The following is a 26,018-nucleotide window of genomic DNA, read 5'->3' on the forward strand; positions in this document are numbered from 1 at the left end:
CCCCCTCCCCCCCCCCAACCCCCGCCCCCCCCACCGCCATATCCGTCCCCAACCACATCACGCAAGCAACGGCGGAAATCAGCAGCGCACCGCTGCCGACGGCAAGCAAGGCATCGTGATGCGTACGCGGACGCTCGGGCAACAACAGCAGCGCGCCCAGCATGGCCAGCAGCAAACCGCCGATGCGGCGTGCCCATACGAACGAAGGCGGCGCGGGAACATCGGGCACCACGTCGACCAGCGAGCGCTCGCCGATCTGCACGTCGAAACCCTTGCCGTCGGTGGCACTCGCGGACGGAACCAGCTGGTCGCCGTTGATCTGCGCGAACACCGTGACCACCTGCGCCGGCACCGCCTCCCAGCTGACGCGCAGATCGCCCAGCTGCGGATGATCAGGATGCTCGCTGGTAGTGAAGTAGTTGCCGTTCGGCGCAAAGCTCGCCGCCAGATTCGTCGGCAGCGTCTTGATGTTCGGCGCGATCAACTCGCCGCCGAGCAAGGCATGTAGCAGCGGCGCGGACAGCACGTAGTTGCCTACGCGCGCCTGGCCCGAATCAAATTGCTTGCCTTCGATCGGAAACTGCTCGGGATTCACATGGCCCGACGTATGCGCAAAACCCCGCGAGTCGATTGGGCGATCGACCCAGTCCTGTTCGTAGTGCACGTCGCCGCCGAGCCGCAGCTCGCGCCACTGGAACATCTCGACGTGACGGATCAACACCGGCGCATGCGCGCGCTGTCCGAATTCAGGGTCAAACGGCTCTTCGATCACCCGCACGGCGCCGCTGACGCGCACCAGGTTGCCGTGATGACCTGCGGACGATGCATCGCCGCCGCCCAGGTCGAAAATCTGTCCGCCGTGGCGATCGGAGGCATGGCGATTGTCGAGCAAGCCCTGCTCGGTCATCGCAACCAGCCCTGCACCCGCCAACAACAGCAGCACTCCGAATACGCGTCGCAACCAAGGCTGCATGGTGATCCCCTCCCCCTGTGGGCGACCGCTCAGGCCGCCTGTCCCCGCATCGCTACTTGCTCGTCTGTCGTACCGTAACGGCCTTTCTCGTCCCGCACCACACGCGCCACGGCGCAGTCGTGGTCATGCGTGAAGAACAGACGCACATCGCGGGCCAACTTGTCGTCCAGGAACGCGCGCTTCTCTTCGATCAGCTTTTCCGGATAGCGGTCGTAGCCCATCGTAATCGGCAGGTGCACCCAGAAGCGCCCCGGGATGAGATCGGCGCAGAACACCACGCCGGCCACTTCCGCCAACATCAAGCCAGGCGTGTGGCCTTCCGAATAGCTGAAACGAACCGCATCACCCAGCGCCTTGGAGCGCTCGCCCTCAACCAGCTCAAGCCGGCCGCTCGCTTCGAGCAGTGGCTGCAGTTCCGGCACGAACGAGGCACGATCACGCGGATGCGGCTGCAACGCGCGACGCCAGTGCTCGGCGCCGACGATATAGGTGGCCTTGGGAAACAGCAGGCGCGGCGACTGTCCCTGCTCCCACGCGGCAAGCAAACCGCCGGCGTGGTCGAAGTGCAGATGCGACAACACCACGGCATCGATGTCTTCGTGCGTGAGGCCGGCTTCAGCCAGGGAGTCGAGCAGCACGTGGCGGTCTTCCACTACGCCATAGCGTTCGCGCAGAGCAGGCTCGAAGAACGCACCAATGCCGGTCTCGAACAACAGGTTCTTGCCGTCGAGGTTTTTCACCAGCAGGCAGCGGCAGGCGAGCGGAATGCGATTCTCCGCATCGGGCTTGATCCAGCGTGACCACAGCGCCTTCGGCGCATTGCCGAACATGGCGCCGCCATCAAGCTGCTGCGAATTGCCGGTGAGCGACCACAGTTCCATCGTTACTGCACCTTGCCCAGGCCCGACTCGCGCCGCGGATCGCTGGCCGCATCAAGCTTGTTGGTCTTCAGATCCCACGTCACCACGTTCATGTAACCCCAGGGGCTACGTTCCTTCAGTTCATGGCCCATCTGCTTGAGCGAATCAGCGGTGGCCGCATCGAAGGTGCCCGGCTCCACATCCACGCGATCGGGCATGTACTGATGGTGGTAGCGCTTCTGCGCGGCGATGCCCTGCGCATTCTTGCCGTCCATAAAAGCCAGGATGCCTTCCAGCACCTGGGTGATGATGGTCGAGCCGCCCGGCGAACCGATCACGCCGACGCGGTCGGCGCCGAACACGATGCTCGGCGTCATCGACGACAGCATGCGCTTGCCCGGCGCCGGCGCATTCGCCTCGCTGCCGAGCAGGCCGTAGACGTTGGGCTTGTTGGGCACCAGCGCGAAGTCGTCCATCTCGTCGTTGAGCAGCACGCCGGTGCCGTCGGCCACGAAGGTGGAGCCCATCGTGTAGTTCACCGTCGAGGTGATCGAGGCGATGTTGCCGTCCTTGTCGATCACCGAGAAATGCGTGGTGTGCATGCCCGGATCCACGCCGGTGCTGCCCGGCAGCATCGACGAGGGCGTCGCCTTGTCGGGCAGGATGGTCATGCGCAGGCCGGCCGCGTAGTAAGGCGACAGCAGCATGTCCAGCGGCATCTTCACGAAATCCGGATCGCCGAGGTAGTCGTTATGGTCCCGGAACGCGCGACGCATGGCTTCGATGACCAGGTGCGTGCGATGGGCTTCATCGAGCTTGCTGAGGTCGTAGCCGGAAAGAATATTGAGGATCTCCGCCACGGCGACGCCACCGGACGACGCCGGCGGCGCGGTGACCACGCGGTAGCCGCGATAGTCCACCGTGATCGGCGTGCGCTCCTTCACCTGGTAGCTCTCCAGGTCCTTCGCGGTCCAGTTGCCGCCAGCGGCGCGCACGGCGTCCACCAGCTTCTTGCCGATCTCGCCGCGATAGAAACCATCGGCGCCCTGCTCACCCAGCACTTCCAGCGTGCGGGCCTGATCCGGATCGCGCCAGACCTGCCCGGCGACCGGCGGCTTGCCGTTCGGCAGGTACTTGGCCACCGACGCCGGCCAGCGCTGGATATCCTGCTGGCGCTCGCTGATCGCATTGATCAGGCGGCCATCCGGCTGGAAGCCGTCACGCGCCAGGCGGATCGCCGGCGTCAGCGAATCCTTCAGCGGCAGCTTGCCGTAGTGCTTGGCCAGCCACGCAAGGCCGGCGGGTTCACCGGGAATGCCGGCGGACAGCGGCCCGTTCAGCGCGGTGTCGCGATTGGGCGAGCCGTCCTTGTTGAGATAGTCCTTGACGTTCACCGCGGCCGGCGAAGTTTCGCGCGCGTCGATGAAGATGTCCTTGCCGTCCGAGGCGCGATGCAACACCGCCATGAAACCGCCGCCGATGCCTGAACTTTCCGGCTCCACGATGGACAGCGTAGAGGCCACCGCAATGGCCGCGTCGAACGCATTGCCACCCTTGGCCAGCACTTCGAGGCCGGCATCGGTGGCGTGGAAATTCGCACTGGCGATACCGGCGTGGCCGGGCCGCTGGGCAATGACATGGGAAGGAGCTGAGGGCGCAGGAGCAACTGCTGGGCGGCTGTCGGCGTATGCAACGCTGGAGGAAACAAGCAGGGCCAGCAGCGTCACGCGCCAGTTCAACGGGTGCTTCATGCGTCGTCCTTTGTGGATACATGACCCGACGGCGCCGCGCTATCGCCCTGCGCCATCAGGAATCGGTACTTGAGGTCGAGCTGATCGTGGGTTTCGGTGTGCTCGGGGTCGACGATGATGCACTCGACCGGGCACACATCCACGCATTGCGGTTCGTCGTAGTGACCGATGCATTCCGTGCACAGCGACGGATCGATCACGTAGTACTCCTCGCCCAGCGAGATCGCCTTGTTCGGACAAACCGGTTCGCAGACGTCGCAATTGACGCAGGTATCGAGGATTTTCAGGGACATTCGCTGAGTTTACATGGTGGGCGCGGATGGTGCGCCGCAAGATTCGGCGGTTGGAACGATCAACATGGATGCGCTCGGGAAAAACAAAAGCCCGCGGCACTTTCGCACCGCGGGCTTCAAAACCGCTCCGGAAACCGGAACTTACATGTTCACGTAACGGATCGTGGCGCCGGTCGGCTGCAGCGCCGCGGTCACCTTGTCCTTGTCGCCGGCGTCGCCGATGACCAGCACGATCACGTCCTTGAAGGAACCGGCCTTGGCGTCCTTGAAGGCATCGGTCACGAACTCGGAGGTCTTGGCCGAATCGGGGCCGGCGAACACCAGCATGTTGCCCGGCAGCACGCCGCGGGCGACGGTGTCCTGCACCTGCTCGAGCTGGCGCTGGCGCAGCGCGTTGGCGTCTTCGGTATCGCCGCCCGGCACCAGGTACGGGAACGGACGGTCGGCCGTCATGCCCTGCATGTTCTTCTGGACGATCTGGCCGAGGTAGGCGTTCCAGGCCTTGGAATCGTTCGGATCGGTCGGCTTGGTGACGGCGGCGACCTGCTCGGTCGGCTGCTGGGCGGACTCGTCCTGCTGGCTGCAGGCAGTGATGCCGGTGATCGCGATGGCGGCGAGAAGAGCGTACTTGTACATGGTGGTCACCCTGGAATGATGAAATCTGGTCATGGGATCCGTTGGATAACCGACCTTTCGGCCGTCATGCGACAGAGCCTTGTTGGACCGAGGGAATCAACCGGTTCCATGGCAGCCGTGCCGCCAGCAAAACCTTGCCTACCCCTGATCCGCGGCGAGCGACTGTCCTGTCCGCAGGATGCGGGCGAGGATACACGACGACGCCCGCGCCGGACACCGTCAGACGTGTTGCACTGCGGGTTTACGGGGTGCTCAGTCTTCCGAGGCCGCGCGGTCCCGGTGCCAGCGCTGGCGCATCGCCTGCTGCACGGCGGGGTGCACGAAACCGGAGATATCGCCGCCCAGACGTCCGATCTCGCGCACCAGGGTCGAGGAGATGAAGCTGTACTGCTCGGCCGGGGTGAGAAACAGGGTCTCGGCCTGGGGAATCAGATGGCGGTTCATGCTGGCCAGCTGGAATTCGTATTCGAAATCGGAGACGGCGCGCAGGCCGCGGATGATCACGCCGGCGCCCACTTCTTCGACAAAATGCGCCAGCAGGCCGTCGAAGCCGCGCACTTCCACGTTCCGCAGGTCGGCCAGCGCCAGTCGCGCCAGGGCGATCCGCTCGTTGAGGCTGAAGCCCGGTCCCCGGCCCTTGTTGGGGCTGTCGGCCACCGCCACGATGATCCGCTCGAACAGCGGCGCGGCACGCGCCACCAGGTCGGCATGGCCGTTGGTGATGGGATCGAAGGTACCCGGGTAAACGGCGAGACGCTGGTTGACCGGCGGCTTGTTCACGTGACGAGTCACTGTCAGCGGAGGGGCGGCTAGCTTAGGCCCGTTCGAGGCATCCGCCTAGCCTGTTTCCTAAACCCGGAAATCCATGGCCCCAAGCCCCCACAGCCCCACCCTACCCTTGTGGGAGCGCACCCTGTGCGCGACTGCAACGCCCCGGTGTACCCGCTCCTGGCGCTGGTCGCGCATCACCCACCCCGTCGATACAAGGTGTAGACCACCTCACCCGCCGCCCCCTGCCGATGCTCGACCCAATTGCCAGGCACCACAGGCACCCCCTGCCGGGGCGCCTCCACATAGATCCACGCCGACGGCGCCAACCAACCACCCTGCTCCAGCTGCCGGGTCAAAGGCGTCCACAGATCCAGGGCAAACGGCGGGTCAAGAAACACCACCCCAAACGGCTGCGCGGCGCCCTGCAGATAGACCTGCGCGTCGATCGCGGCAACCTGCCCACCGCTGGCCTTCAGCCGCGCCAGATTGTCCCGCAGCGCCTGGGCGGCCCGCGCATCACGCTCGACAAACTGCACGCCAGCCGCGCCACGCGACAGCGCCTCCACGCCCAGCGCCCCGGTCCCGGCACACAAATCCAGGCAGCGCGCCCCATCGATCACCGGCACCAGCCAGTTGAACAAGGTCTCGCGCACGCGCTCCGGCGTGGGGCGCAGGCCGGGCAGATCGGGCACATCAAGGCGTGAATTGCGCAACTGTCCGCCAATGATGCGGATGCGCCCGCTCGCGCCCTTCATGGGCGCCATGGCTCAGCGGTGAGTTTGGAAGGGGGTGGTAGCATGCGGGCCATTGTCTTTGAATCGCTGCCGCAATGCTCAAGTTCTGGAAGAAGAAACCCGCTGACGCCGCACCGGGCCAGTCGACCGCGCCTGCGGACGAGATCGCTCCGGCAGCCGGCTTCGCGCACGACACGGATGCCGTCTCGCTCGATCACGCCAGTCCCACGCTGGACGAAGCGCTGGCCGAGACGCCGCCTGCTCCGGACGCGCCCGCCGAAGACATCGCCACCGAACTGGCCGCGGTTGTCGAAGCCGCCGCCCCGTCCAAGCGCAGCTGGCGCGAGCGCCTGTCCGGCAGCGGGTTTGCACGCAGCCTCACCTCGCTGTTCATCCGTCATCCCAAGCTGGACGACGACCTGCTGGACGAGCTGGAAACCACGCTGATCACCGCCGACGTCGGCGTCGAGGCGAGCACCACGCTGGTGGAGGATCTGCGCAAGCGCATGCACAAGCGCGAGTTCGCCGATGCGGGCGCGCTGCTGGCCGCGCTGCGCCAGTCGCTGATTGCCATGTTGCGTCCGGTCGAAACACCGCTGGATGTCAGCGGCCTCAAGCCGTACGTGATCCTCACCGTGGGCATCAACGGCGTCGGCAAGACCACCACCATCGGCAAGCTCGCGCGTCGTTATCGCGACGAGGGACGCCAGGTGATGCTCGCTGCCGGCGACACCTTCCGCGCCGCCGCGGTGGAGCAGCTCAAGACCTGGGGCGAGCGCAACAAGGTGCCGGTGATTTCGCAGGGCCAGGACGCCGACGCCGCCAGCGTGATCTTCGACGCACTGCAGGCCGCTCGTTCGCGCAATGCCGATGTGCTGATCGCCGACACCGCCGGCCGCCTGCACACGCAGGGCGGCCTGATGGACGAGCTGGGCAAGATCGCCCGCGTGCTCAAGAAAATCGACACCGCGGCGCCGCACGAAGTGCTGATGGTGATCGACGGCACCACCGGCCAGAACGCCGTGAGCCAGGTGCGCCAGTTCCGCCAGATCGTCGGCGTCAGCGGCCTGGTGGTGACCAAGCTCGATGGCACCGCCAAGGGCGGCGTGGTGTTTGCCCTGGCGCGTGAATTCGGCCTGCCGATCCGTTACGTGGGCCTTGGCGAAACCGCCACCGATCTGCGCGTGTTCGACGCCGAGGCTTATGTCGACGGCCTGCTTCCCGCCAGCCTGGGTCAAGGCTGAGGAGCGCTGACGGGTGCCGCGCTGGCTCCGCCTCGCCCTTATCGTGCTCAGCAGCGCCACGCTGCTGTTGGTGGCGGTCGCGCTGATCGCGGTACACGTGCTGCTGCAACCCGAACGCATCACCGCGATGCTGCAGCAGCAGGCGCAGGATGCCGGCCTTGAGCTGAGCCTCGCCAGCCCCGCCACGCCCGCATTGTTTCCGCGTCCCGCGCTCGAGCTCGAAGGCATCACGCTCAGCGCGCGCAACGCCAACATGCCCATCCTGCTCGCCGCGCGCGGCACGCTTGCGTTGCCATGGCGCACGCTGCTGCACGGCGAAACGGTGATTTCGCAGATGCAGATCGACTCGCCACGCGTCGACCTCGATGCCTTGCAATCATGGCTGGACGACCTGCCCTCCGGCCCTTCCGCCGTACCCGCAGCGATACCGAGCATCGATGCCGGCGTGCACATCACGCGCGGCAGCCTGGTGCGCGGCAACCAGATGCTGCTCGGCGATGTGGAGCTCGATGCCGGTCGCCTCGCCGCCAATCATGCGTTTCCGCTCAGCATCACGGCGAAGGATGCGCAAGGCATTCCCACCCAATTGCGGCTGTCGGTGACGCCCAGCATCAAGAACGGCTCGCTGCTGCTGCAGAACATCGCGCTCTACGTGGCACACAGCACCACGCTCACTCTGCACCTCACAGGCGACGCGCGTTGGCGCGGCGCTGCCGATGCATCCGCGCAGCTGTCGGGCAAGCTCGATCACGCCAACGCCGGCGAATACGATGCGGTGATCCAGCTCACGCCCGCCGACCAGAGCGATCCGCTGATGCTCGCGCTGAAGCTGGACGGCCCGGACAATCACGCCGACCTGCATATCCCGCCGTTGGCCCTGGCCAATTGGTGGTCGCAACTGGATCACGACGACGGTCCGCGACTGACCGTGCCACCCGGCAACGGACATGCGGAAGTGGCCAGCATCGAGGCTGGCGACATCAGCGTCGAAGGCCTCACCATCCAGGCAGGCACCGATGTGCCCGCCGCCGCGGCCAGCACGGCGCCGCCGCCGAAACCGGCAACGGCGAAACCCACGCCGGCCAAGCCCGCGCGCAAGTCGCCATGAATCCATTCGCCGCTGCATTGCTGGCCTGGTTCGACGAACACGGCCGCAAGGATCTGCCCTGGCAGCATCCGCGCGACGCCTATCGCGTGTGGTTGTCGGAAGTGATGCTGCAGCAGACGCAGGTGGTGACGGTCATCCCGTACTTCCAGCGTTTTGTCGCTGCGCTGCCGACGCTGCGCGACCTGGCCGCTGCCGAAGAAGACACCGTGCTCGCACTGTGGTCCGGTCTTGGCTACTACCGCCGCGCTCGCTTCCTGCAACGCGCCGCGCAGATCTGCGTGGAAAAACACCAGGGCGAATTGCCGCGCGATTTCGATGCGCTGGCTGATCTCCCCGGCATCGGCCGCTCCACCGCGGGCGCGATCCTCGCACAGGCGCATGGGCTGCGCTTCGCCATCCTCGATGGCAACGTCAAACGTGTGCTCACGCGCCATCTGGGCATCCACGGACATCCGGGCCAAAGCGCAATCGAGAAGACGCTGTGGCAACACGCCGATGCATTGACGCCGGCCCGGCGCACCGCCGACTACACGCAGGCCATCATGGATCTGGGCGCCACCGTATGTGTGCGCTCCAAACCGCAGTGCGATCGATGCCCGCTGGCGGGCGACTGCATCGCCAGGCGCGACGGCCTCACCGCGCAGCTGCCCAGCGCCAAACCCACCAAGGCGATACCGACGCGCGACACGGTGATGCTGATCCTGCGCGACGCCACTGGACGCGTGTTGCTCGAACGTCGCGGCGAGCAAGGCGTGTGGTCCGGTCTATGGAGCCTTCCCGAAGCTAGCGATCACGATCACGCGTGGCGCACCGCCGAATCCTTGGCGCGGATCGACGACGCGCACGCGCTGCCGCCGTTCGTACACGTTTTCAGCCACTATCGGCTCAAGGTCGAGCCGCTATTGTTCGACGAGGCGACGGCGCACCAGCGCATCGCCGATAATGCCAGCCTGCGCTGGTGCGATCCCGGTGAGCGAGCGGCGCTTGGCCTGCCCGCCCCGGTGCGCACCCTGCTGCAAGACCTCTGAATCACTACCGATGAGTCACCACGCATGAGTCGTATCGTTCACTGCGCCAAGCTCGGCCGCGACGCCGAAGGCCTGGATTTCGCCCCCTGGCCCGGCCCGCTGGGCCAACGCATCTATGCGGAGATTTCCAAGGAAGCCTGGCAACAGTGGCTGGCCCACCAGACCATGCTGCTCAACGAATACCGCCTCAATCCGCTGGACCCCAAGTCGCGCCAGTTCCTGAGCGCCGAGATGGAAAAATTCCTGTTCGGCGGCGACGTGAAACAGCCCGAAGGCTACGTCGCCCCGTCCACAGAGTCTTGACGAGCCGCCCTGCTTCGGATTTAATGCACGGCTCCACGCGGCGTCTTCGACGCACGCTGGCATGGCCGGGTAGCTCAGTTGGTAGAGCAGGGGATTGAAAATCCCCGTGTCGGCGGTTCGATTCCGTCCCCGGCCACCATTGAATTCAAAGATTTACAAGAAACCGCCCTCTCGGCGGTTTTTTTGTGTCCGGACAAATGGGACGGAGGTAGTTAAGTCCCGCCGCCATTGTTCGAATTAATTACCTCCGTCCCCTTTGCTTTGTGTCCCATTTGCTTGGTACAAGCCACACGAATAGGCGTTCAGCAGTGTCCACTTCCGACCCGGAGCGGACCTAATCGATAGCATTTGGGAGGGAGGATGCCTGCGAGTCGCCGCTATGCCGTCTTGTTAGTCGTCGTCGCATCAACGGCCTTGGTTTTATCGTCGGCATTCGCTGTTCCGTACATCTTTACCGTGACTGGATTTGCCGGTTGGGCCTTTATAGGGCACGTTGTGACCGCTGATGATGACGCCCCTGGGGGCTGGAGCAATCCGGACGGAACGGCTCCCTTCCCTTGGGGAGAGCTTGCCTTAAAGGCGGCTATTTTTTTTGGACTCTGTGGCGTCATAGCGGAATTTCCAGCGCTAAGAGCTTTCGGCGGGGCAAATTGAAACAGTCCGCTTCCAACCCATAGCGGACATCAACGAAAGCCTTACCAGGGATGAGACATTGGAACTTTTGCCACAAGACCAAGAGCTACTCCGAAGAATCGACGAAGTCCTTCACTACGTGTGGGATCCCATTGGCGTTGCTGGCGTCCCACAGGCCAGGGACGAATATGAAAGCTATGTGCCCCATGTATTCCAGCTTCTCAAGACCACCGTCGATGGAAGGGACGTCGCCGATTACTTGCTCTGGTTGAGCACGGAACACATTGGGATGGGGCCTAACCCAAGTCACGATACCAAGGTGGTTGACGTACTTTTGGCATGGCGCGAGCGCCTTAGCGCATGAGCCCAAAAGGTCCGCTACCGAACCATAGCGGACGTTTGTCTTGTTAGCGTTGGAGAGCGATTGCATGCACGGAATCATTGGTCGGGCGACGCCATTTCTTGCCGTTGTGTTGCTGGCGGGGTGCGCGACGAATCACGCGTCGTCGGACGACCCTATGGCCCAGAAGGTGACACCGCTTATCAACGCGACTACGCGAAAAGCCACTGAGGAGGAGGCATTCGCCGAGCTCGCGTCGCTCGGGAATGACGCGGTTCCATATCTGGTGGGGCATCTAGGAGACACGCGGAAACTTCCGATCAAGCACCTCAGCCTGATCAATACGGCACCGGACGCATTTGAGGGAATCCGGCACTACGGCCCTGAGGTCGTCCATGACGGCCTGTCCGCAGTGCTCAACCAGATCACAGGGAAGAGCTTCGAATTTGTTTACAACGGCTCGAACGCTGCGGAACGAGAGTCGGATCGCAAGCAATGGCAGAATTGGTGCGTCGGCGCCTACCCAGAGAAGTCTTCGGTTTGCCGCGGCGGCGGTTGAACAACCGGAATTGGGGTGGTGATGTGCACTTGAGTGACCGCTTCCGACCCAAAGCGGACCTTCTGGTCGTAGGGGTAAACGGGGAGTCCCTATGGTTTCGCTCAGCAACGGAGTCAGCGTGAAGGCCGCACGGATACTTCTCCTTGGTGCTGTATTCGGAGTTATGGGATCGGCAAATGCCGCCAGCCCGGCAAGCGTCAATGATCAGGCGGTAGTGGTGCACTTCCGATATGGATCGACCGATCTCAAGCCGCTTTTTGCCTTGGAAGACAGACTTGAATCCGCCATCAAAAGTGCCGCCGTTGGAATTCTTGACGGCGACGAAGTCGCTGCCGATGGCCACGACGGTTACATCTACATGTACGGCCCGGATGCAGACAGGCTGTTTGATGCAATTAAGCCAGTTCTCGCGTCTTCGCCCTTTATGAAGGGCGCCCGGATTGCCAAGCGCTACGGGCCTCCCGGAGAAGGGACGCGGCAGGTCGTGATTGATTTCGAGTGATCGGGTCGTAATGTCCGCTAACGACCCATAGCGGACATTCCTTTAACGGGTACATGAGTTCTGCAAGCGTTTGATTTGGAGGGGTGGAGGATATGGCAACTCTCGAGCGCGCAATAGCAATCGCGGCTGCGGCACACGCGTGCCAGGTCGATAAAGGCGGAGAGCCTTACATTCTCCACCCGCTTCGCGTGATGCTTCGAATGCAATCAACGCCTGAGAGGATCGTCGCAGTGCTTCACGATGTTGTGGAGGACTCCGACGTGACTCTGGAGATTCTCGGCGCGGAGGGGTTTTCGCAAGAAGTGCTCGCTGCTGTCGATGCGCTAACGAAGCGCAGGGGCGAATCCCGATCGGATGCAGCACACAGAGCAAAGAAAGATCGTATTGCACTCGCCGTAAAGCTAGCCGATAACGCCGAGAACATGGATCTTTCGCGCATAGCGGCGCCGACAGAGCGGGACTATGTGAGGCTTGAGGAATACAAAGTCGTCCGCGCAATTTTGCTTGGAACGGCAGAGTAAGCCAGTCCGTGGATGTCTAATATCGACGTGCTTGGGCTGGGCACATCATCAATCGCAGGCCCGGGAATCCAGCATGAGTGAGTACAAATACTACGCAGTCAGCTACCCAACGGGGAGCGTGCGAGAAATCTACAGAAGCGTGAGCACGTCGCCTTCCGACTTTGGACTGCATGGTTTGTGGCGAGCAAAGAAGGACTGCACTTGGTCAGATAGCCATACTGATGTTGAGCCTCTGTTGAACGATTTCATGAGAGGCGACTTTGATCTGGTTGATGACGAGATCACTGAGGAGCAAGCGAACGCATGTTTAAGTCAGTGGCGCTCAAGTGGCTCCTGGCCAGGCCGCGAGTAGAGAGTGGGCAATCTCTTGGGATGCATAAGGTCCGCTTTCGACCCGGAGCGGACGTCGCGGCTATGAAGGTCTGGAACCTCGGAGAGGGAATGAGGTGGTACCTGCTTTCGTTTCTTGCGTTGTTACCTGCACCGCTAATAGCAAGCATCTACGAAATAGATGAGGCCTATGAGAACCACAAATGGGGACGGAGGTAGTTAAGTCCCGCCGCCATGGTTCGAATCAACTACATACTTCCCGTTTGCTCTGAAGGTTGCATTCCCTCTTCTGCCTTCAACGGAAGGGGCGCTGACATTTTGTCAGCCCCGAGCCCTCGCGCTCGCCTGCGGCCACGCGGACATCCATCTCGCCTATCCCTGACAGACGATGCCAACCCTGCTTGTTAGGGTCAGTCGGTCATTCGCGCTGTCGTGTTGCACGGCTCGCGAATGACCATGACCACCAGGTCATGAGGCGCGGGCCGTGAGTGGTTGCACACTCACGACCCGCTAACCATCACCAACTAGTTGAGAGTTGATCATGGCTATCCGCGATCATACGGGACGCATTCGCTCGTCCGTTCCCCCTGGCGACACCCTCACTCCCCTGCCTCGAGCCTCGTCATCCAAGGCGACGGCATGGCCTGAAGCCTCGCGTCATCACAGTCGCGGTGACATCGCATTGGCGGTGCTCGCCCTCACGCGTTTGCGTGTCGACAGTGAGCAATGCCGTCACGCGCAGGCGCGGGGATTCCCCGGCAGACCACTGCCATGGCCGCTTCCCGCGGCCGTCACGGCCAGCCTGGGCACGGCCATCCACTGCCTTCAGCAGTACGCCCGCCTGCTCGGTGACGAGCATCGAGTGAGCACACCACGCATCCGATGATCACCGTTGCGGCGCATCGGCCTGCATGGCGATGCGCCGCACTCGGGCGATCACTGACGCAGCAATCAAGCCTTCACTTACACGGAGCGCTGTAAGCGCCTGAGCCGCTGCGCGGCCGTGTCCGACAGGGAGAACCACCATGGAACTGATCCAGCTCACCCCGCATTCGGAAGTAGACCCCTCGCAACCCCTTCGAGCCCCCGGCGACATCTTGTTGCACGCCTACCTGATTCCAAGCGCACTCAACCCAGCACAACTCGCCCGTCGAACGGGCATACCTTCCCATCAGATCAAAGCCTTCATCGCCGACACCCACCCCATCACGCCCAAGATCGCCCTCCGCCTTTCCCTCGCTTTCGACACCACTGCCTTTTACTGGCTGGCATTGCAGGCACGGTACGATCTGGAAAGGGCGAAGCCCGTGCTGCGCGCTTATCGTCCGCTCGTTGATTGAGGACAAACGCACGGCGAACGGGGACAAACGGGACCGGACAATCAGGACGGAGGCAGTAAAGTCCCGCCGCCGTTGTTACTCGGTCCCGTTTGCTCGATGCGCCCCAGTGAAAGCACGGCCAACGCATCGGCACCATCGCTGAAGATTGCCGGTCTCAACCGGTGAGAAAGACGCGGGATACGTTTCGCCCATGGATACCCGCGCCCAGCTGCAGAAAGCTCTGAACCGCATTGAGGCCTATCTTCCTGGGCTCCTCGATAGCCATCCCGATCCGGCGGAATTCTGGCCTGCCTTTGCCGGCGAGGCGGACAGCATTCTCGATGGCGCGCCTGCTCATGAGCAGGAGTGGGTCGCGGACAGGCTCGAGAGCATGCTGAACTTCCACGGGGCGCCCGCCCCGTAGCGTTAGACGTGCTGTACGCGATTGAGCCTAGGCCGAAGCCGGCCACGACAAGTTCCTTGGTGACTTTGGCGCGAGACCATCAGTTGGACGCGCTTTGTCGAACTGTTCTGCAAGGAGCATCCATGCGGGCTTGAATCGGCACGCTCAGTCGTCCGATCAAAACATGCCGTCGCAGTCATTTGCTCAGCGTGTCGCCCAGACGGCCAAACTGTGATTTAGATCACATTTTGGCCGTAATCCGCTCGGGTATCTGCTTCCACACAACCAGGAAGCGGGACGTCCACTCAGGCGCACGCGCCTGGCGCGGTCCTGTTTACGCGCTTACCGCAATTGTTGTGCCGAATCGGCCACTAGTCACGGGGGATGCGACAAACTTGGTGCTACATTCGCCACCGTTGCTCAATGTCTGAGCACATCACCAACAAAGGGGTCCGTTATGTTGAAAGCCCTCTCGCGTCGCGCATGCCTCTTTGGCGTGCTCGCTCTGGCTACGTCCGGAGCTGCCTTCGCCGACAAGCCGCCCGCTACCGGCCTCGGCCAGTCGTGGCCCAATGCGTCCGACGTCAGCAGCAATCCGAACTTCCACGCCTATGTATTCAACATTGGCGGCATTCAGTTCGTGCAGATCAATGATGCGAACGGCAATGTGCTCGGCGCCGTCGGTACGGCGGGCGGCCAGTTCATCACGCTGCCGGTAGGCCGTTTCGCGCAGCAGGTCAGCACGCCGCAGCAGGGCCCGGCTGTGCCCACCACGGCGACGCCGACCACGGCACCGACCACGGTGTATCAGGATCCGGCAACGACGGTTACGGCCACGGCGCTCAGTGACGGCACCATGCAACTGAAAGCCTCGGTCAGCAGCTGCGATCCGGAAACCTGCGCCACGCACATCCAGTAAGTGGGCAGTACGGCGATCAGCGGCGTGTCAAATGCCGCTGATCGTGATCGGATCGAGCATCAGCATGCTGACCCGACGGCCATTGGCGATCTGATGTTCGCGCGCATCGCCTTCAAAAGTCATGGCGCGGTCGCGGATACCGGCCCAACCCATGCCACTGGTCGAACGCATCACGCGCGGCAGCAGCTCATCCCAACGTACCTGCGAAGACGTTTCGGCGGTGTCGCGGAAGATGATGCTGATCAGCACCCAGCGACGCCCCAGCTTTTCGCCGCAGCGCACGCGCACGATGACCTCGCTGAGGTTGCGCTTGGCACACGCATCGGCCACCACCTCGACCACGAGGCGATAGATGGCCAGGTGCAGGGTCTGCGATAGCCGGCTCAGCGGGCCGCGCAGATCGCACCAGTAGCCCACGCCCGTTTCATCGAGCGCACGCGGAATGGCGCCTTCGCGCAGGGCAGCCGGCAGGCCGCGTTCACGCCACGACACCGGATAAAGGCTGTCGGCAAGCCGGAACAACTGGTCCTGCGCCACCAGCGCCTGGCGGTGATAGCTGCGATCTTCGATGGTCGGCTGCAGGTGGCGCAGACGCCCCATCATCATCGAGAAGCTGGCCTGCACCGTTTCGCGAATCTGCTCAAGTGCAAGCGAGGTGGTGCGCAGCTGCATTTCGCCGATATGCACGTTGCGCTGGGCGAGCGCCAAGGCCATGCGTACGTCCATGCGCTCTTGCTCGGCGTGCTGGTGCAAGGCACCGATACGCGCGCCCAGCAGCATCATCGAGGAGATCGCGAAAGCCACGATCGCCTCGGCCTGCATGGTCTGCTGATCGTTGGTCGCCGGCATCAGGGCCATCACGGCGAAGCTCGATGCGGTGCCCCCGATGGCTGCGCCTTGCCAGCCATGCCGCATGGCCAGCCACACGATGGGCAGGAACATGGCGACCTGGGCAATCTGCCGGACGCGGGGTGCCTCAAGGCCTATCCACACCAGCAGCAACAGAGCAGGCACCACCAGAAAAATGCTGTCGAGCACCGCGCGATTGTCGATCAGTCGCGTGCCCAGCTGACGCCAGCGCGCACCGCTCAGCAGTTGGTAGGCGAACAGCGTGGTTGGGGTAATCGCCAGGATGCCGAGGTAGTTGCCCAGCACCCACTTGGTGGCCAGCTTGTCCACCTGCAGGTGATAGTCCGCCGGCAGCGTCATGATGAACATGGTGCCGATGTTGATGGCCGTCATCACGAAGGAAAGGACCAGCGCCGCCCCAAGCAGGGCCCCCATGTTGAGCGAACCCCTGGACGCCAATACGGGCCAGCGTTCGCGCAGGACATAGACGAAGGGCGCCATGAAGACCAGGCCGGGCGTGGCATACAGTACGGCCCACGGCAGGCCATACATCCCCACGCACGCGATGCTGGTAGGCAGCAGGGCCAGCGTCTCGCCCACGATCAATGCCGGCCAGTCGCGATAGCGCACCAGCAGGAGCACGACCAGATGGATACCGGCCACCAGCACAAAATGCGAAATGGTGACCTGGCGGGCAAGCGCAATCAGCAGTCCATAGGACGCAGCAATGCCGATGCGGCGGAACCACAGATTGGCCCACGGAGCGTCCAGCATTGCATCCCCCTGTCAGTCGTTCCCTCGCCTGCGCCGGGCTTCTGCGCAAGCGGCCGATCACATCGGTTGAGGCGTGAATGCACTGTGAAACGCCCCGGCGTTCTAGCCCCATTATCGTAGCGCACCCAGTTGTTGCAAATGTGCACCACGTCAAACATTTAAGCATCGAGTCGTGAAAGTCGCGACGGGTCTTGGACGTGAAATATTGCGCTGCTAGCGCACGACGCCCGGGGAAAACTCAGCCGGCGACCGCCGAATACAGGCGATCGGGCAGGTAGCTGCGCACCGAGGCCGCATCCAGGTGGACCAGGTTCTTGGCCACTTCGAGCATGATGCGGCCCTTGGTGGGGCCGTCCAGCCGTTCCCGCAGCGAGCCCAGGAAGGCCGGCGCGGCGATCAGCATCAAGCCGTCGAAGCGCCCATCGGTGCGGCCTTTGAGCAGGAAGCGGGACAGCTCCAGCGCAAAATTGCTGGTTTCCAGCTCGACCATGGTGGTGTCGGGCTCTTCCGCATGGCTGCCCGGGCCGGATCGGTCAAAGCCCCGCCCGGGACGGTCCGAGACCAGGTCCTGCTCGTGCAGGCGGGCTTCCGGATGGATGAAAGCGTCCAGTTCCTCCAGTGGACCGGTCGGCTGCCGGGCCTGGAACAGCCGGGCGACGCCTCGATTGGCAACCACGATCCAAACCGTCTTGTTCATCACGCGCTCCCAGGAAGTTTCACCAGGAATGCCGGGCGACTGACATCTGCGCGTTTGGCGATCGCACCGGGCGCTGTCGACACCGTCGGGGGAGGTTCGAGAATCCCCTTCGACACGTCAAGCCAACGTGAGCCTGACACTCAGGTCGGCAAGCCACCGCATCCGCAGGGTAATGCGCCAAGACGAACCGCCTGCCTTCTACCGCGGAAGGCGGCAATTCGAACTCAGGCCGCCGACGCCTTGTGCAACGCGATGCGCTCGAACGGCTCGAAGGCGGCGCCGGGTGAGGACTCCACGCACAAGGTCAGCGCATCGATGCGCGCGGTCGGCAGCATCGATGCGCGCAGCGACAGCCAGCGTTGCAGTGCGCGTTCCTCCTCGACGGAAGCCGGCGCCGATAGGGTCATGTGGAAACGGTAGCGTTCAAACACGTAGGGATACCCGTAACGTCCGAGGTAGTGAGTTTCGATGGCGTCGAGCCCGGAGGCGCGACGCTGGAAATCGTTTTCTGCCAGCGGCAGCCGTAGCGGCTCGATCGCTTCGACGCAGGCCGCCGCCAGGGCATGCACCGCTTTGCTGTCGCCCAGTGGACGCAGCGCCGGGAAACCGGCGAGCCGCGCACAACGCAGCGTGAGGTTGATCGGCGCGTGTGACCGTGCGACGACATGCAGGGCCTGACGCAACTCGGCCAGGTCCACATCGGGCGACAGCGTGAACGGCGATCGCAAGGTGGCATGCCAGCCGTAGCGCCGCACATCAGCCAGCAGTGCATTCCAACGCGTCAGTCCTATCCCTGGAATGCCATTGGCAGCCAGTTCGGTGCTCAGCCAGTCGCGCCCCAGGGCGGCCAGCGCGCTTGCCGGCGCCGGACAGAAGTAGATGGCATAACGCATCAGCTGCCGACCATCGATACCCGCGGCAGCGGCATGGGCCCGAGTCGACGGCGCCCGTCGCGCCATGCGCGAGGCGCGCGCAGGCGAGACTTGCCCGCAACGTCATGGACCGGCACGCCGCCGGCCCGGCCCTGAAGCGCCCTGCCCTGTCCTCGCCTCACCCGTCCCCCTGCCCGTCCAAAATTCCGCTGCCAACGATCCCGTACCGCGATCGTCGGCAGGCAGCACCTGATGGCACTGCGCCCCCTAGCTAACTAAACCTATGTGACAAGACGGGGAATCGGCGCGGACTATGGCCGCGCGCGTGCCTGATCCCCATCGGTCGGCTACATGCTGGGCACGTCGCGCATCCCCTTTGGGCACGACCGCCCGTCACGGCAGCGGCAGAGTTGACCATGAGCGCCGACGGGGTAACGCGATGGAGTCGGCAGAACGAACGCGCGCACCGAGCGGGTGCGGACCTGGGCGAGCGGCGTGACACCCGGCTCCGTGGCCAGGTGTCACAGTCAGTGCCGTCAGCTGAGCGGGTGGAACTTGCCCCACGGCGACAGGATGTCCTTCCACGGCTCGGACAGGCTCATGTCGCCGACGCCACCGAGTGCACTGGCCGTGTCCTTCTGCCAGGTCTGCACGGCATCCTGCAGCCCCTTGGCGAAATGCGCCTGCACGTTGGCGGCGATCTGGTTGGTGACGCTGGCATCGCCCATGCGCTGCTGCAGCTGTCGCCAGAACGTATCGGCGGGCATGGAAGCCAGCGCCGCCCAGTCCTGCGCCTTGATCAGTTGTTCCACCCGCGCCTGTTGTTCCGCGATGCCGTCGTCCATCGCCCGGGTGGACAGCTCCAGCCACTTCTTCCAGTTTTCCATCACCAGCTTGTTCACGCGCAGCTGAAGCTCGGTGTTGGCTTTATAGAGGCTCAACGGGAGATCGCTCGGGTTCGCCATGTCATGCCCTCAGTGGGAGATCGTCTTGCGGTTGCGCCAGCGCCCTCCGGCGGTGGCTTTGCACCGGTGTCGCCATGACACCTGTGGCCACTATGGACCAGCTGCGCGACGGGAGCATGAACCTTCCGCCCTCAACGAAATGTGTGATTGGCGCGTCCTTGATCGACCAACACGTCGACCCGCGTGCCACTGAAGTACGGCCAACCATCGCGCGCCGCAACTTCGTATCGCATACCGCGCACAGCTATCCGAACGCAGTCATACCCACGTGCATGACGTGGACGAGAAGGATGATGCGTGGATGGTCAAGGCAGGTGATCGAGGCCAGGGCGTCGATCTGCCGCAGGATCCGCAGACGGGTCGAGGGATCGGTACCGACAGGCATGCATGCGGTCGGTGACAGTGGCCGGCGTGATGCGCAGCGATAAACCACTGTTGGAGACACCAGGTGCGGCGCTAGGGCCGCACCTGGCCAGAATGCTCTAGTAAAGCACTACGCTCAGAGAGCGGCGTCCTTGAGCTTCTTCAGCGCGCGGATCTTCAGCTTCACCGTGGCGGGCTTGGCAGCGAACCACTGCTCTTCCTTGGTGAACGGGTTGATGCCCTTGCGCTTGGGCTTGGCCGGCACGTTGACGGCCGTGATCTTCAGCAGGCCCGGCATGGTGAAGTGACCGGCACCCTTCTTGTGCACCGAGCCCGTCACTGCGCCTTCGAGCGAGGCCAGCACTGCGCGCACGTCCTTCGCAGCCACGCCGCTGGCTTCAACGATGTGAGCCACGAGACCCGACTTGCCCAGTGCGTCCTTGATCGGCTTATGAACAACCGCCTTGGCGGCCTTCGGAGCTGCCTTCGGAGCGGCCTTCTTCTTTGCTGCTGCTTTTTGCGCCTTCGCCATACATTTCCCCGTGGTGATCGATAGAGATGGTGTTTGATGCCTCTCGGCATGCGGAATGTATGGCATGCCAGCCCATCACGCCAAGCTGCAAGACGGAAAAATTGCGGTTTTTTTTCGATATTGGCCCGTCGGGGGTGAAGAAAGTCACGATCGGGCACTCAGGAAGGCTGTTTTTTAGGGCTTTTCCTAGCCCGCCCCCGCCGATCGGCGACGGCGTCACGTCAGGCGGCTATGGACCGGCGGCGCCAGCCGTCTCTACTATCGAGCTTCGTCTCCACGCTAGGTGCTGCCCATGAAGCGATTGGCCTTATCCCTGCTCGCCCTGTCCGTGACGTCGGCGTTGTTCGCCGCCGATGCACCGACCACCCCGACCTTCGACCCGCACCGTTTGTCGGACGACGTCAAAACGCTTTCGTCCGACGCCTTCGAAGGCCGCGGCCCCGCTACGGCGGCCGAAACCAAGACCATCGATTACGTGGTTGCCCAGTTCAAGGCAGCCGGCGTGCAGCCCGGTGGCGATCTGAAGAACGGCAAGCGCGAATGGACGCAGGCCGTGCCGCTGCTGCAGTCCGATATCGCAGGCACGCCGTCGCTGTCGTTCACCGTCAACGGCAAGACCGAGGCCTTGACCCAGGGCCAGCAGATCGCCGTGCGTTCCGCGCTCGACGGCTCCAAGGCCGTGTCGATCAAGGACGCCCCGCTGGTGTTCGTGGGTTATGGCGTCAAGGCGCCGGAGCGCAACTGGGACGACTTCAAGGGCGTGGACCTCAAGGGCAAGATCGCCGTCGTGCTGATCAACGACCCGGACTTTGAAACCGGCGTGGGCGACTTCGGCGGCAAGGCCATGACCTATTACGGCCGCTGGACCTACAAGTACGAAGAAGCCGCTCGCCAGGGCGCGGCCGGCATGCTGATCGTGCACGAGACCGCACCGGCCTCCTACGGCTGGGCGACCGTGGCCAACTCCAACACCAACACCCAGTTCGACGTGGTGCGCGACCATCCCGCCAGCGCGCATACGCCGGTGGAAGCGTGGATCCAGCGCGACGTGGCGGTCGACCTGTTCAAGTCCGCCGGCCTCGATTTCGAAGCACTGAAGAAACAGGCGCAGACGCGCGACTTCAAGCCGGTGGTGCTCAAGGGCGAGACCTTCTCGGCCAACTACAAGATCAACTCCAAGGTAATCACCTCCCACAACATCGTGGGCCGCGTCGAGGGCAGCAAGCGCCCGAACGAGACGGTGATCTACAGCGCGCACTGGGACCACCTGGGCGTGGGCGCACCCGATGCCAAGGGCGACAAGATCTACAACGGCGCCGTGGACAATGCCACCGGCACCGCGGCCTTGATCGAACTGGCACGCGCCTTCGCCAGCCAGCCCAAGCCGGAACGCTCGGTGGTGTTCCTCAACGTCACCGCCGAAGAGAAGGGTCTGCTCGGTTCGGAGTACTACGCCTCCAAGCCGCTCTACCCGCTGGCCACCACTGTGGCCGACATCAACATGGATGCGCTCGATCCGCACGGCCCGTCGCGCAACTTCACCATCTCCGGCAGCGCCAAGCTGGACCTGCTCGATGAGCTGACCACCACGGCCAAGCAGTGGAACCTGGTGTATTCGGCCGATCCCAAGCCCGAAGCCGGCCACTTCTTCCGCTCCGATCACTTCTCCTTCGCCAAGCGCGGCGTGCCGGCGGTGTCGTTCGGCTCGGGCAATGACTGGGTGGACGGCGGCCTCGCTGCCGGCAAGGCGGCCGAGGACGAGTACGTGGCCAAGCACTATCACCAACCGTCCGACGAATGGCAGGCGGATTGGCCGTTCACCGGCATGGCCCGCGATCTGCAGATCCTCTACAAGCTCGGCAGCGACCTCGCCAACTCCGACACCTGGCCGAACTGGAGCAAGGATTCGGAATTCCGCGCGTCCCGCGACGCCACGGCAGCGCAGCGCAAGTAACCGCGATTACGTTGCAGTACACGAAGAGGCCCGCAGCAATGCGGGCCTTTTTTCTTTAACCGATCCAACCTTCGGGAACATGTTTTTCACGCGAAGCTGATTCAGATGACGGCAAAACACAACGGCAATATGGCAGTCACCGTCGAGCCAGACAGCAATCACAAGAAGGTCATGCATCGACGGCAAGCTGCGCACCATCGGACTACTAAAAAAGTTGAATCCTATGCTGGCGCAATACGTCTACCCGTCGAAATCCGGCCTGTTCCGCATCGTCCGCCACGGCCGCCAATGGCGCGTGCTGTGCGATGAACACGAGATGGGCCGCCACGAAACGGCAGAAGCCGCGCTCATCGCCATCCGCATGGACTGCCCGCAGGCGCGCCTCCCTGGCGAACTGGCCGAGTGGCGCTATATCCCCGAGCTGGCCCTGGCGCATTCGCGCGTTTCGAGCGAAGGCACGCGCTGGCGTTTGGCCGGTTGAAGGCACTTCACTTCTCCTTCTCCCCTCCGGGGAGAAGGCCGGGATGAGGGGCGGGTGCTCGCGGTAGGATCACCTACTGCCCCTGCCGCTACTCGTGCGCGTTAATCACCGCCAAAAAATCCCGCCCATAACGCTCAAGCTTCGCCTTACCCACACCACTGATCGACGACAACTCCGCCTCGTTCGAAGGCAATGCCCGCAGCATCGCCAGCAAGGTCGCATCGTGGAAAATCACATACGGCGGCACACCATGCTGCTTCGCCAGCTGCGTGCGCAACTTGCGCAGTTCATCCCATAGCGGCTGCTCGTAAGCCTCCACGCCGAGGCTGCCACCGGTCACCAGCTGACTGTCGCGACGACGCTTGCGCGTGGCGCGTGCCGGCGTTGCGTCTTCACGCAGACGCACCGAACGATTGCCCACCAGCACCTCGCGGCTCGCCTTGCTCAGGCGCAGCGTGCCGAAGCCTTCCGCGTCGGCTTCCAGCAAACCCATCGCGAGCAACTGGCGGAACACCGAGCGCCACTGCTTTTCATCCATGTCGGCGCCGATGCCGAAAGTCGAAAGTCGATCGTGTCCCAGGTCGGTCATGCGCGTGCTGTCTTCCCCGCGCAGGATGCTGATGACATGGCCGGAACCAAAGCGCTGGCCGCTGCGATACACCGCCGATAGCGCCTTCTGCGCCGGCACCGTGGCATCCCAGGTCTTGGGCGGCTCGATGCAGTTGTCGCAATGGCCGCACGGCCCCTGGAACGATTCGCCGAATGCGGCGAGCAACAGCTCACGACGGCATTGCGTGGCTTCCGCATACGCCAGTTGCGATTCCAGTTTCTGGCGTTCAACGCGCTTGCGCTCATCCGCCGATTCCGATTGCGCAATCATCTGGCTCATCGTCACCACGTCCGACAGGCCGTAGATCATCCAGGCTTCAGACGGCAGGCCGTCGCGACCCGCGCGCCCGGTTTCCTGATAGTAGCCTTCCATGCTGCGCGGCAGATCCAGATGCGCGACGAAGCGCACGTCGGGCTTGTCGATGCCCATGCCGAACGCCACCGTGGCCACCATCACCACGCCGTCTTCGCGCAGAAAACGCCGCTGGTTCGCGTTGCGCGTCGCGGCATCCAGACCGGCGTGATAAGGCAGCGCCTCGATACCCGCTTCCGTCAGCCATGTCGCCGTCTCATCCACCTTCCGCCGGCTGAGTGCATAGACGATGCCCGTCTCGCCGCGATGCCGCTCCAGAAATTCCATCAGCTGCCGCCGCGCGTTGTGGCGCAGGCCAACCTGATAGCGGATGTTCGGTCGATCGAAACTAGAAACGAACTGACGCGCCTCTTGCAGCGCCAGCCGCTCGACGATTTCATCGCGCGTGCGCTGATCGGCCGTTGCAGTGAGCGCGATGCGCGGAATCTGCGGGAAACGCTGATGCAGCACCGCCAACTCGCGGTACTCAGGGCGGAAATCATGCCCCCATTGCGACACGCAATGTGCTTCGTCGATCGCGAACAACGCCACCTCGGTGCTCTCGAGCAAACCGAGAAAGCGCGAGGTCAACAATCGTTCCGGCGCGACGTAAAGCAGGTTCAGCTCGCCGGCCAGCAGGCGTCGCTCCACGTCGCGCTGGTCTTCCGCACCCAGGCTGGAATTGAGATAAGCCGCGGAAACGCCGGCTTCGCGCAGCGCATCCACCTGATCCTGCATCAAGGCGATCAACGGCGACACCACGATGCCCGTGCCCTGCCTCACCAACGCAGGAATCTGATAGCACAGCGACTTGCCGCCACCCGTAGGCATCAGCACCAGGGCGTCGCCACCGTCGATCAACTGCTCGACGACGGCCTGTTGCTGACCGCGAAATTGCGCGTAGCCAAAAACGCTTTGAAGAATATCGAGAGGGGCAGGAAGCATCGGCGAATGCTAGCAAAAGTCGTTTGCCGCTTTGCGTCTCGCGTGGCCGCTCTTTGTCAAGACGTACGCAGGTCGGTCAGCCAGCCGACGCACTGCCCGGGGAAATGCCGACGAAGCGCAGCCATTCAATCGCGTGTAAGTACAACGGCAAGCAACCGATCGCATCCGACGTTTGCCACTCGGGCAGATCTAGCCCGGCATGCCCCACAACGCACGATCAAGATTGGCATCCAGACCGAAGGTCGCCAACGGCACACGGCCGTTCTTGACGTCCACGCCCTCCGCTTTCAGGCGCTTGCTCTGCTCGCGAAAGCCCTTGCTGCCGGCGGGAAAAGCGATATGGCCGCTGGAGCGGAGCACGCGGAACCAGGGAAGCTCCATGCCGTCCGGCACTTCGCCCAGCGCCCTGCCGACCAGCCTCGCGCGCCCCGGCAGGCCCGCCCGTGCGGCGATCGCGCCGTAGCTGGCGACGCGGCCGGGAGGAATAGCTGCGATGGCAGCAAAGATGCGCGCGTGTGCGTCGGATTTGGGCTTGTCCATGATCTTCAACAGGCTCTTTACACCGGGTCGTGGCACAGTAGCGAGCCTGGTTCCACCTGCCAAGGAGATCGCACCATGCGCCATTTCGAAGCCGTGCGTTCCCACATCGGCAGCTTGCACGCGCTGCGCCACAACGATCCTTACCTGATCAGTTTCGACCTGACCTTGCCCCACGACCGGCATCAGGGCATCTATCTGGCCGAACTCGAAGACGAGTCCGGCCGCCGCTACCTGCGCATCTCCACCCCGGTAGGCCCGCTCGCGGGCGCTGATCCGCGCCGATGCCTGCGTTTCAACTGGGAGCAACGCAAAGGCTTCCTGGCCGTCGCAGACCTGGATGGTTCGCCGTACCTGCACCTGTGCGAAAACCGGCCCTATGAGCTGCTGGATGCCGTGGAATTGAGGCGTCTGATCGAGGAGCTGGGCGAGCTGGGGGATCAGCTGGAGAGGATAGTCGCGGCTGGGGGCGATGATCTCTGATGGAAGGCGGTCTAGACCCAGGACCAATCCCTCACCCCCGCAAGCTGGCCACAATCCGACTGTAGGAGCGCACCCTGTGCGCGACCAGCCGACGGAGCGGTACATCCCAGCGCTGCGGTCGCGCACAAGGTGCGCTCCTACAAGGGAACCACGCGGGCCTGTGGACGAGGATTAGCGTCACTTGTCGGCTTTTGTGGGAGCGCACCCTGTGCGCGACAGACCTACGGAGCGGTACACCGCGGCGTGGCTGTCGCGCACAGGGTGCGCTCCCACAGACAAGCGCCAAGCGCGGTAGCCAAGTCGAAAGGTGCGGGGTCAAGCCGATGTGCAGCGAGGCCCCGCTTTAAGTCCTCAGCGATTCGGGCGCGTTGCGCAGCG

Annotated in this window: 27 protein-coding genes and 1 tRNA gene; 14 read left to right on the forward strand and 14 right to left on the reverse strand. The window is 63.6% G+C overall.

The window, feature by feature from the left end; translation table 11 throughout:
• The 7 genes from Y882_RS16820 to rsmD form a co-directional block, all read right to left on the reverse strand.
• Positions 1-973: TMEM43 family protein (locus Y882_RS16820; protein ID WP_046973112.1), on the reverse strand; the 973-nt coding region annotated here is incomplete at its 3' end.
• A 29-nt stretch (positions 974-1,002) separates the two neighbouring features.
• A complete protein-coding gene (locus tag Y882_RS16825; protein WP_046973113.1) occupies positions 1,003-1,854 on the reverse strand; it encodes an MBL fold metallo-hydrolase in 852 nt (283 codons plus the stop codon).
• 2 nt (positions 1,855-1,856) lie between these two features.
• Positions 1,857-3,584: a gamma-glutamyltransferase gene (gene ggt, locus Y882_RS16830; RefSeq protein WP_046973114.1), complete on the reverse strand. Its 1,728-nt coding sequence runs from the start codon at positions 3,582-3,584 to the stop codon at positions 1,857-1,859.
• Entirely contained in the window at positions 3,581-3,877 is a 297-nt protein-coding gene (locus Y882_RS16835) for a YfhL family 4Fe-4S dicluster ferredoxin (RefSeq protein WP_046973115.1), read from the reverse strand. Before Y882_RS16835 ends, ggt begins: the two co-directional genes overlap by 4 nt.
• 141 nt (positions 3,878-4,018) lie before the next feature.
• Entirely contained in the window at positions 4,019-4,513 is a 495-nt protein-coding gene (locus Y882_RS16840; protein WP_046973116.1) for a hypothetical protein, read from the reverse strand.
• A gap of 252 nt (positions 4,514-4,765) precedes the next feature.
• A complete protein-coding gene (gene coaD / locus Y882_RS16845) occupies positions 4,766-5,293 on the reverse strand; it encodes a pantetheine-phosphate adenylyltransferase (RefSeq protein WP_046973117.1) in 528 nt (175 codons plus the stop codon).
• 185 nt (positions 5,294-5,478) lie between these two features.
• Positions 5,479-6,048 (reverse strand): 16S rRNA (guanine(966)-N(2))-methyltransferase RsmD, encoded by a 570-nt coding sequence (gene rsmD, locus Y882_RS16850; protein WP_046973118.1) that lies wholly within the window; start codon positions 6,046-6,048, stop codon positions 5,479-5,481.
• A 65-nt stretch (positions 6,049-6,113) separates the two neighbouring features.
• Here rsmD and ftsY point away from each other — a divergent pair, with 65 nt between their 5' ends.
• From ftsY to Y882_RS16915, 11 genes are all read left to right on the forward strand, one after another.
• Complete coding sequence (gene ftsY, locus Y882_RS16855) at positions 6,114-7,262, forward strand: signal recognition particle-docking protein FtsY (RefSeq protein ID WP_046973119.1); 1,149 nt, start codon at positions 6,114-6,116, stop codon at positions 7,260-7,262.
• 13 nt (positions 7,263-7,275) lie between these two features.
• Positions 7,276-8,370, forward strand: coding sequence for an AsmA family protein (locus Y882_RS16860; RefSeq protein ID WP_046973120.1), 1,095 nt, complete (start codon positions 7,276-7,278; stop codon positions 8,368-8,370).
• A complete protein-coding gene (gene mutY, locus Y882_RS16865; RefSeq protein ID WP_046973121.1) occupies positions 8,367-9,398 on the forward strand; it encodes an A/G-specific adenine glycosylase in 1,032 nt (343 codons plus the stop codon). The genes Y882_RS16860 and mutY overlap by 4 nt, the downstream gene beginning before the upstream one ends.
• Positions 9,399-9,422: 24 nt before the next feature.
• Positions 9,423-9,701 (forward strand): oxidative damage protection protein, encoded by a 279-nt coding sequence (locus Y882_RS16870; RefSeq protein WP_046973122.1) that lies wholly within the window; start codon positions 9,423-9,425, stop codon positions 9,699-9,701.
• Between the two features lie 63 nt (positions 9,702-9,764).
• A tRNA-Phe gene (locus tag Y882_RS16875) sits at positions 9,765-9,840 on the forward strand.
• A 922-nt stretch (positions 9,841-10,762) separates the two neighbouring features.
• Complete coding sequence (locus Y882_RS16885) at positions 10,763-11,233, forward strand: hypothetical protein (protein WP_046973124.1); 471 nt, start codon at positions 10,763-10,765, stop codon at positions 11,231-11,233.
• Positions 11,234-11,324: 91 nt separating this feature from the next.
• Positions 11,325-11,735, forward strand: coding sequence for a hypothetical protein (locus tag Y882_RS16890; RefSeq protein ID WP_211259206.1), 411 nt, complete (start codon positions 11,325-11,327; stop codon positions 11,733-11,735).
• Positions 11,736-11,827: 92 nt separating this feature from the next.
• Positions 11,828-12,256, forward strand: a complete 429-nt coding sequence (locus Y882_RS16895) for an HD domain-containing protein (RefSeq protein WP_046973125.1) — start codon at positions 11,828-11,830, stop codon at positions 12,254-12,256.
• 1,355 nt (positions 12,257-13,611) lie between these two features.
• Positions 13,612-13,926, forward strand: coding sequence for a HigA family addiction module antitoxin (locus Y882_RS16905; RefSeq protein ID WP_046973127.1), 315 nt, complete (start codon positions 13,612-13,614; stop codon positions 13,924-13,926).
• A 190-nt stretch (positions 13,927-14,116) separates the two neighbouring features.
• Positions 14,117-14,329: a hypothetical protein gene (locus Y882_RS16910; protein WP_052950109.1), complete on the forward strand. Its 213-nt coding sequence runs from the start codon at positions 14,117-14,119 to the stop codon at positions 14,327-14,329.
• Between the two features lie 436 nt (positions 14,330-14,765).
• Positions 14,766-15,227, forward strand: coding sequence for a hypothetical protein (locus Y882_RS16915; RefSeq protein WP_244466373.1), 462 nt, complete (start codon positions 14,766-14,768; stop codon positions 15,225-15,227).
• Positions 15,228-15,254: 27 nt separating this feature from the next.
• Here Y882_RS16915 and Y882_RS16920 read toward each other — a convergent pair whose 3' ends face one another.
• From Y882_RS16920 to Y882_RS16940, 5 genes are all read right to left on the reverse strand, one after another.
• A complete protein-coding gene (locus tag Y882_RS16920) occupies positions 15,255-16,850 on the reverse strand; it encodes an MASE1 domain-containing protein (RefSeq protein WP_046973129.1) in 1,596 nt (531 codons plus the stop codon).
• 238 nt (positions 16,851-17,088) lie between these two features.
• Complete coding sequence (locus Y882_RS16925) at positions 17,089-17,547, reverse strand: host attachment protein (protein WP_046973130.1); 459 nt, start codon at positions 17,545-17,547, stop codon at positions 17,089-17,091.
• 224 nt (positions 17,548-17,771) lie between these two features.
• Entirely contained in the window at positions 17,772-18,440 is a 669-nt protein-coding gene (locus Y882_RS16930; RefSeq protein ID WP_046973131.1) for a DUF1045 domain-containing protein, read from the reverse strand.
• A 515-nt stretch (positions 18,441-18,955) separates the two neighbouring features.
• Positions 18,956-19,384, reverse strand: coding sequence for a phasin family protein (locus tag Y882_RS16935; RefSeq protein ID WP_046973132.1), 429 nt, complete (start codon positions 19,382-19,384; stop codon positions 18,956-18,958).
• Positions 19,385-19,883: 499 nt separating this feature from the next.
• Positions 19,884-20,279, reverse strand: coding sequence for an HU family DNA-binding protein (locus Y882_RS16940; RefSeq protein WP_046973133.1), 396 nt, complete (start codon positions 20,277-20,279; stop codon positions 19,884-19,886).
• Between the two features lie 292 nt (positions 20,280-20,571).
• Here Y882_RS16940 and Y882_RS16945 point away from each other — a divergent pair, with 292 nt between their 5' ends.
• Both Y882_RS16945 and Y882_RS16950 read left to right on the forward strand, forming a co-directional pair.
• The gene (locus tag Y882_RS16945; protein WP_046973134.1) at positions 20,572-22,233 is read left to right on the forward strand and encodes a M28 family metallopeptidase; all 1,662 of its coding nucleotides are present in this window, start codon (positions 20,572-20,574) and stop codon (positions 22,231-22,233) included.
• Positions 22,234-22,456: 223 nt separating this feature from the next.
• Positions 22,457-22,714 (forward strand): hypothetical protein, encoded by a 258-nt coding sequence (locus Y882_RS16950; protein WP_046973135.1) that lies wholly within the window; start codon positions 22,457-22,459, stop codon positions 22,712-22,714.
• Positions 22,715-22,802: 88 nt separating this feature from the next.
• Here the strand turns inward: Y882_RS16950 and recQ are convergent, their stop codons facing one another.
• Entirely contained in the window at positions 22,803-24,620 is a 1,818-nt protein-coding gene (gene recQ / locus Y882_RS16955; protein WP_046973136.1) for a DNA helicase RecQ, read from the reverse strand.
• Positions 24,621-24,809: 189 nt separating this feature from the next.
• Positions 24,810-25,160 carry an MGMT family protein gene (locus tag Y882_RS16960; RefSeq protein WP_046973137.1) on the reverse strand — a complete coding sequence of 117 codons (351 nt, stop codon included), beginning with the start codon at positions 25,158-25,160 and terminating at the stop codon, positions 24,810-24,812.
• Between the two features lie 75 nt (positions 25,161-25,235).
• On the opposite strand from Y882_RS16960, the gene Y882_RS16965 reads away from it, so the two are divergent.
• Complete coding sequence (locus Y882_RS16965; protein ID WP_046973138.1) at positions 25,236-25,640, forward strand: hypothetical protein; 405 nt, start codon at positions 25,236-25,238, stop codon at positions 25,638-25,640.
• Positions 25,641-26,018 lie beyond the last annotated feature (378 nt).

Source organism: Dyella japonica DSM 16301 (assembly GCF_001010355.1).
Taxonomy (GTDB): domain Bacteria; phylum Pseudomonadota; class Gammaproteobacteria; order Xanthomonadales; family Rhodanobacteraceae; genus Dyella; species Dyella japonica.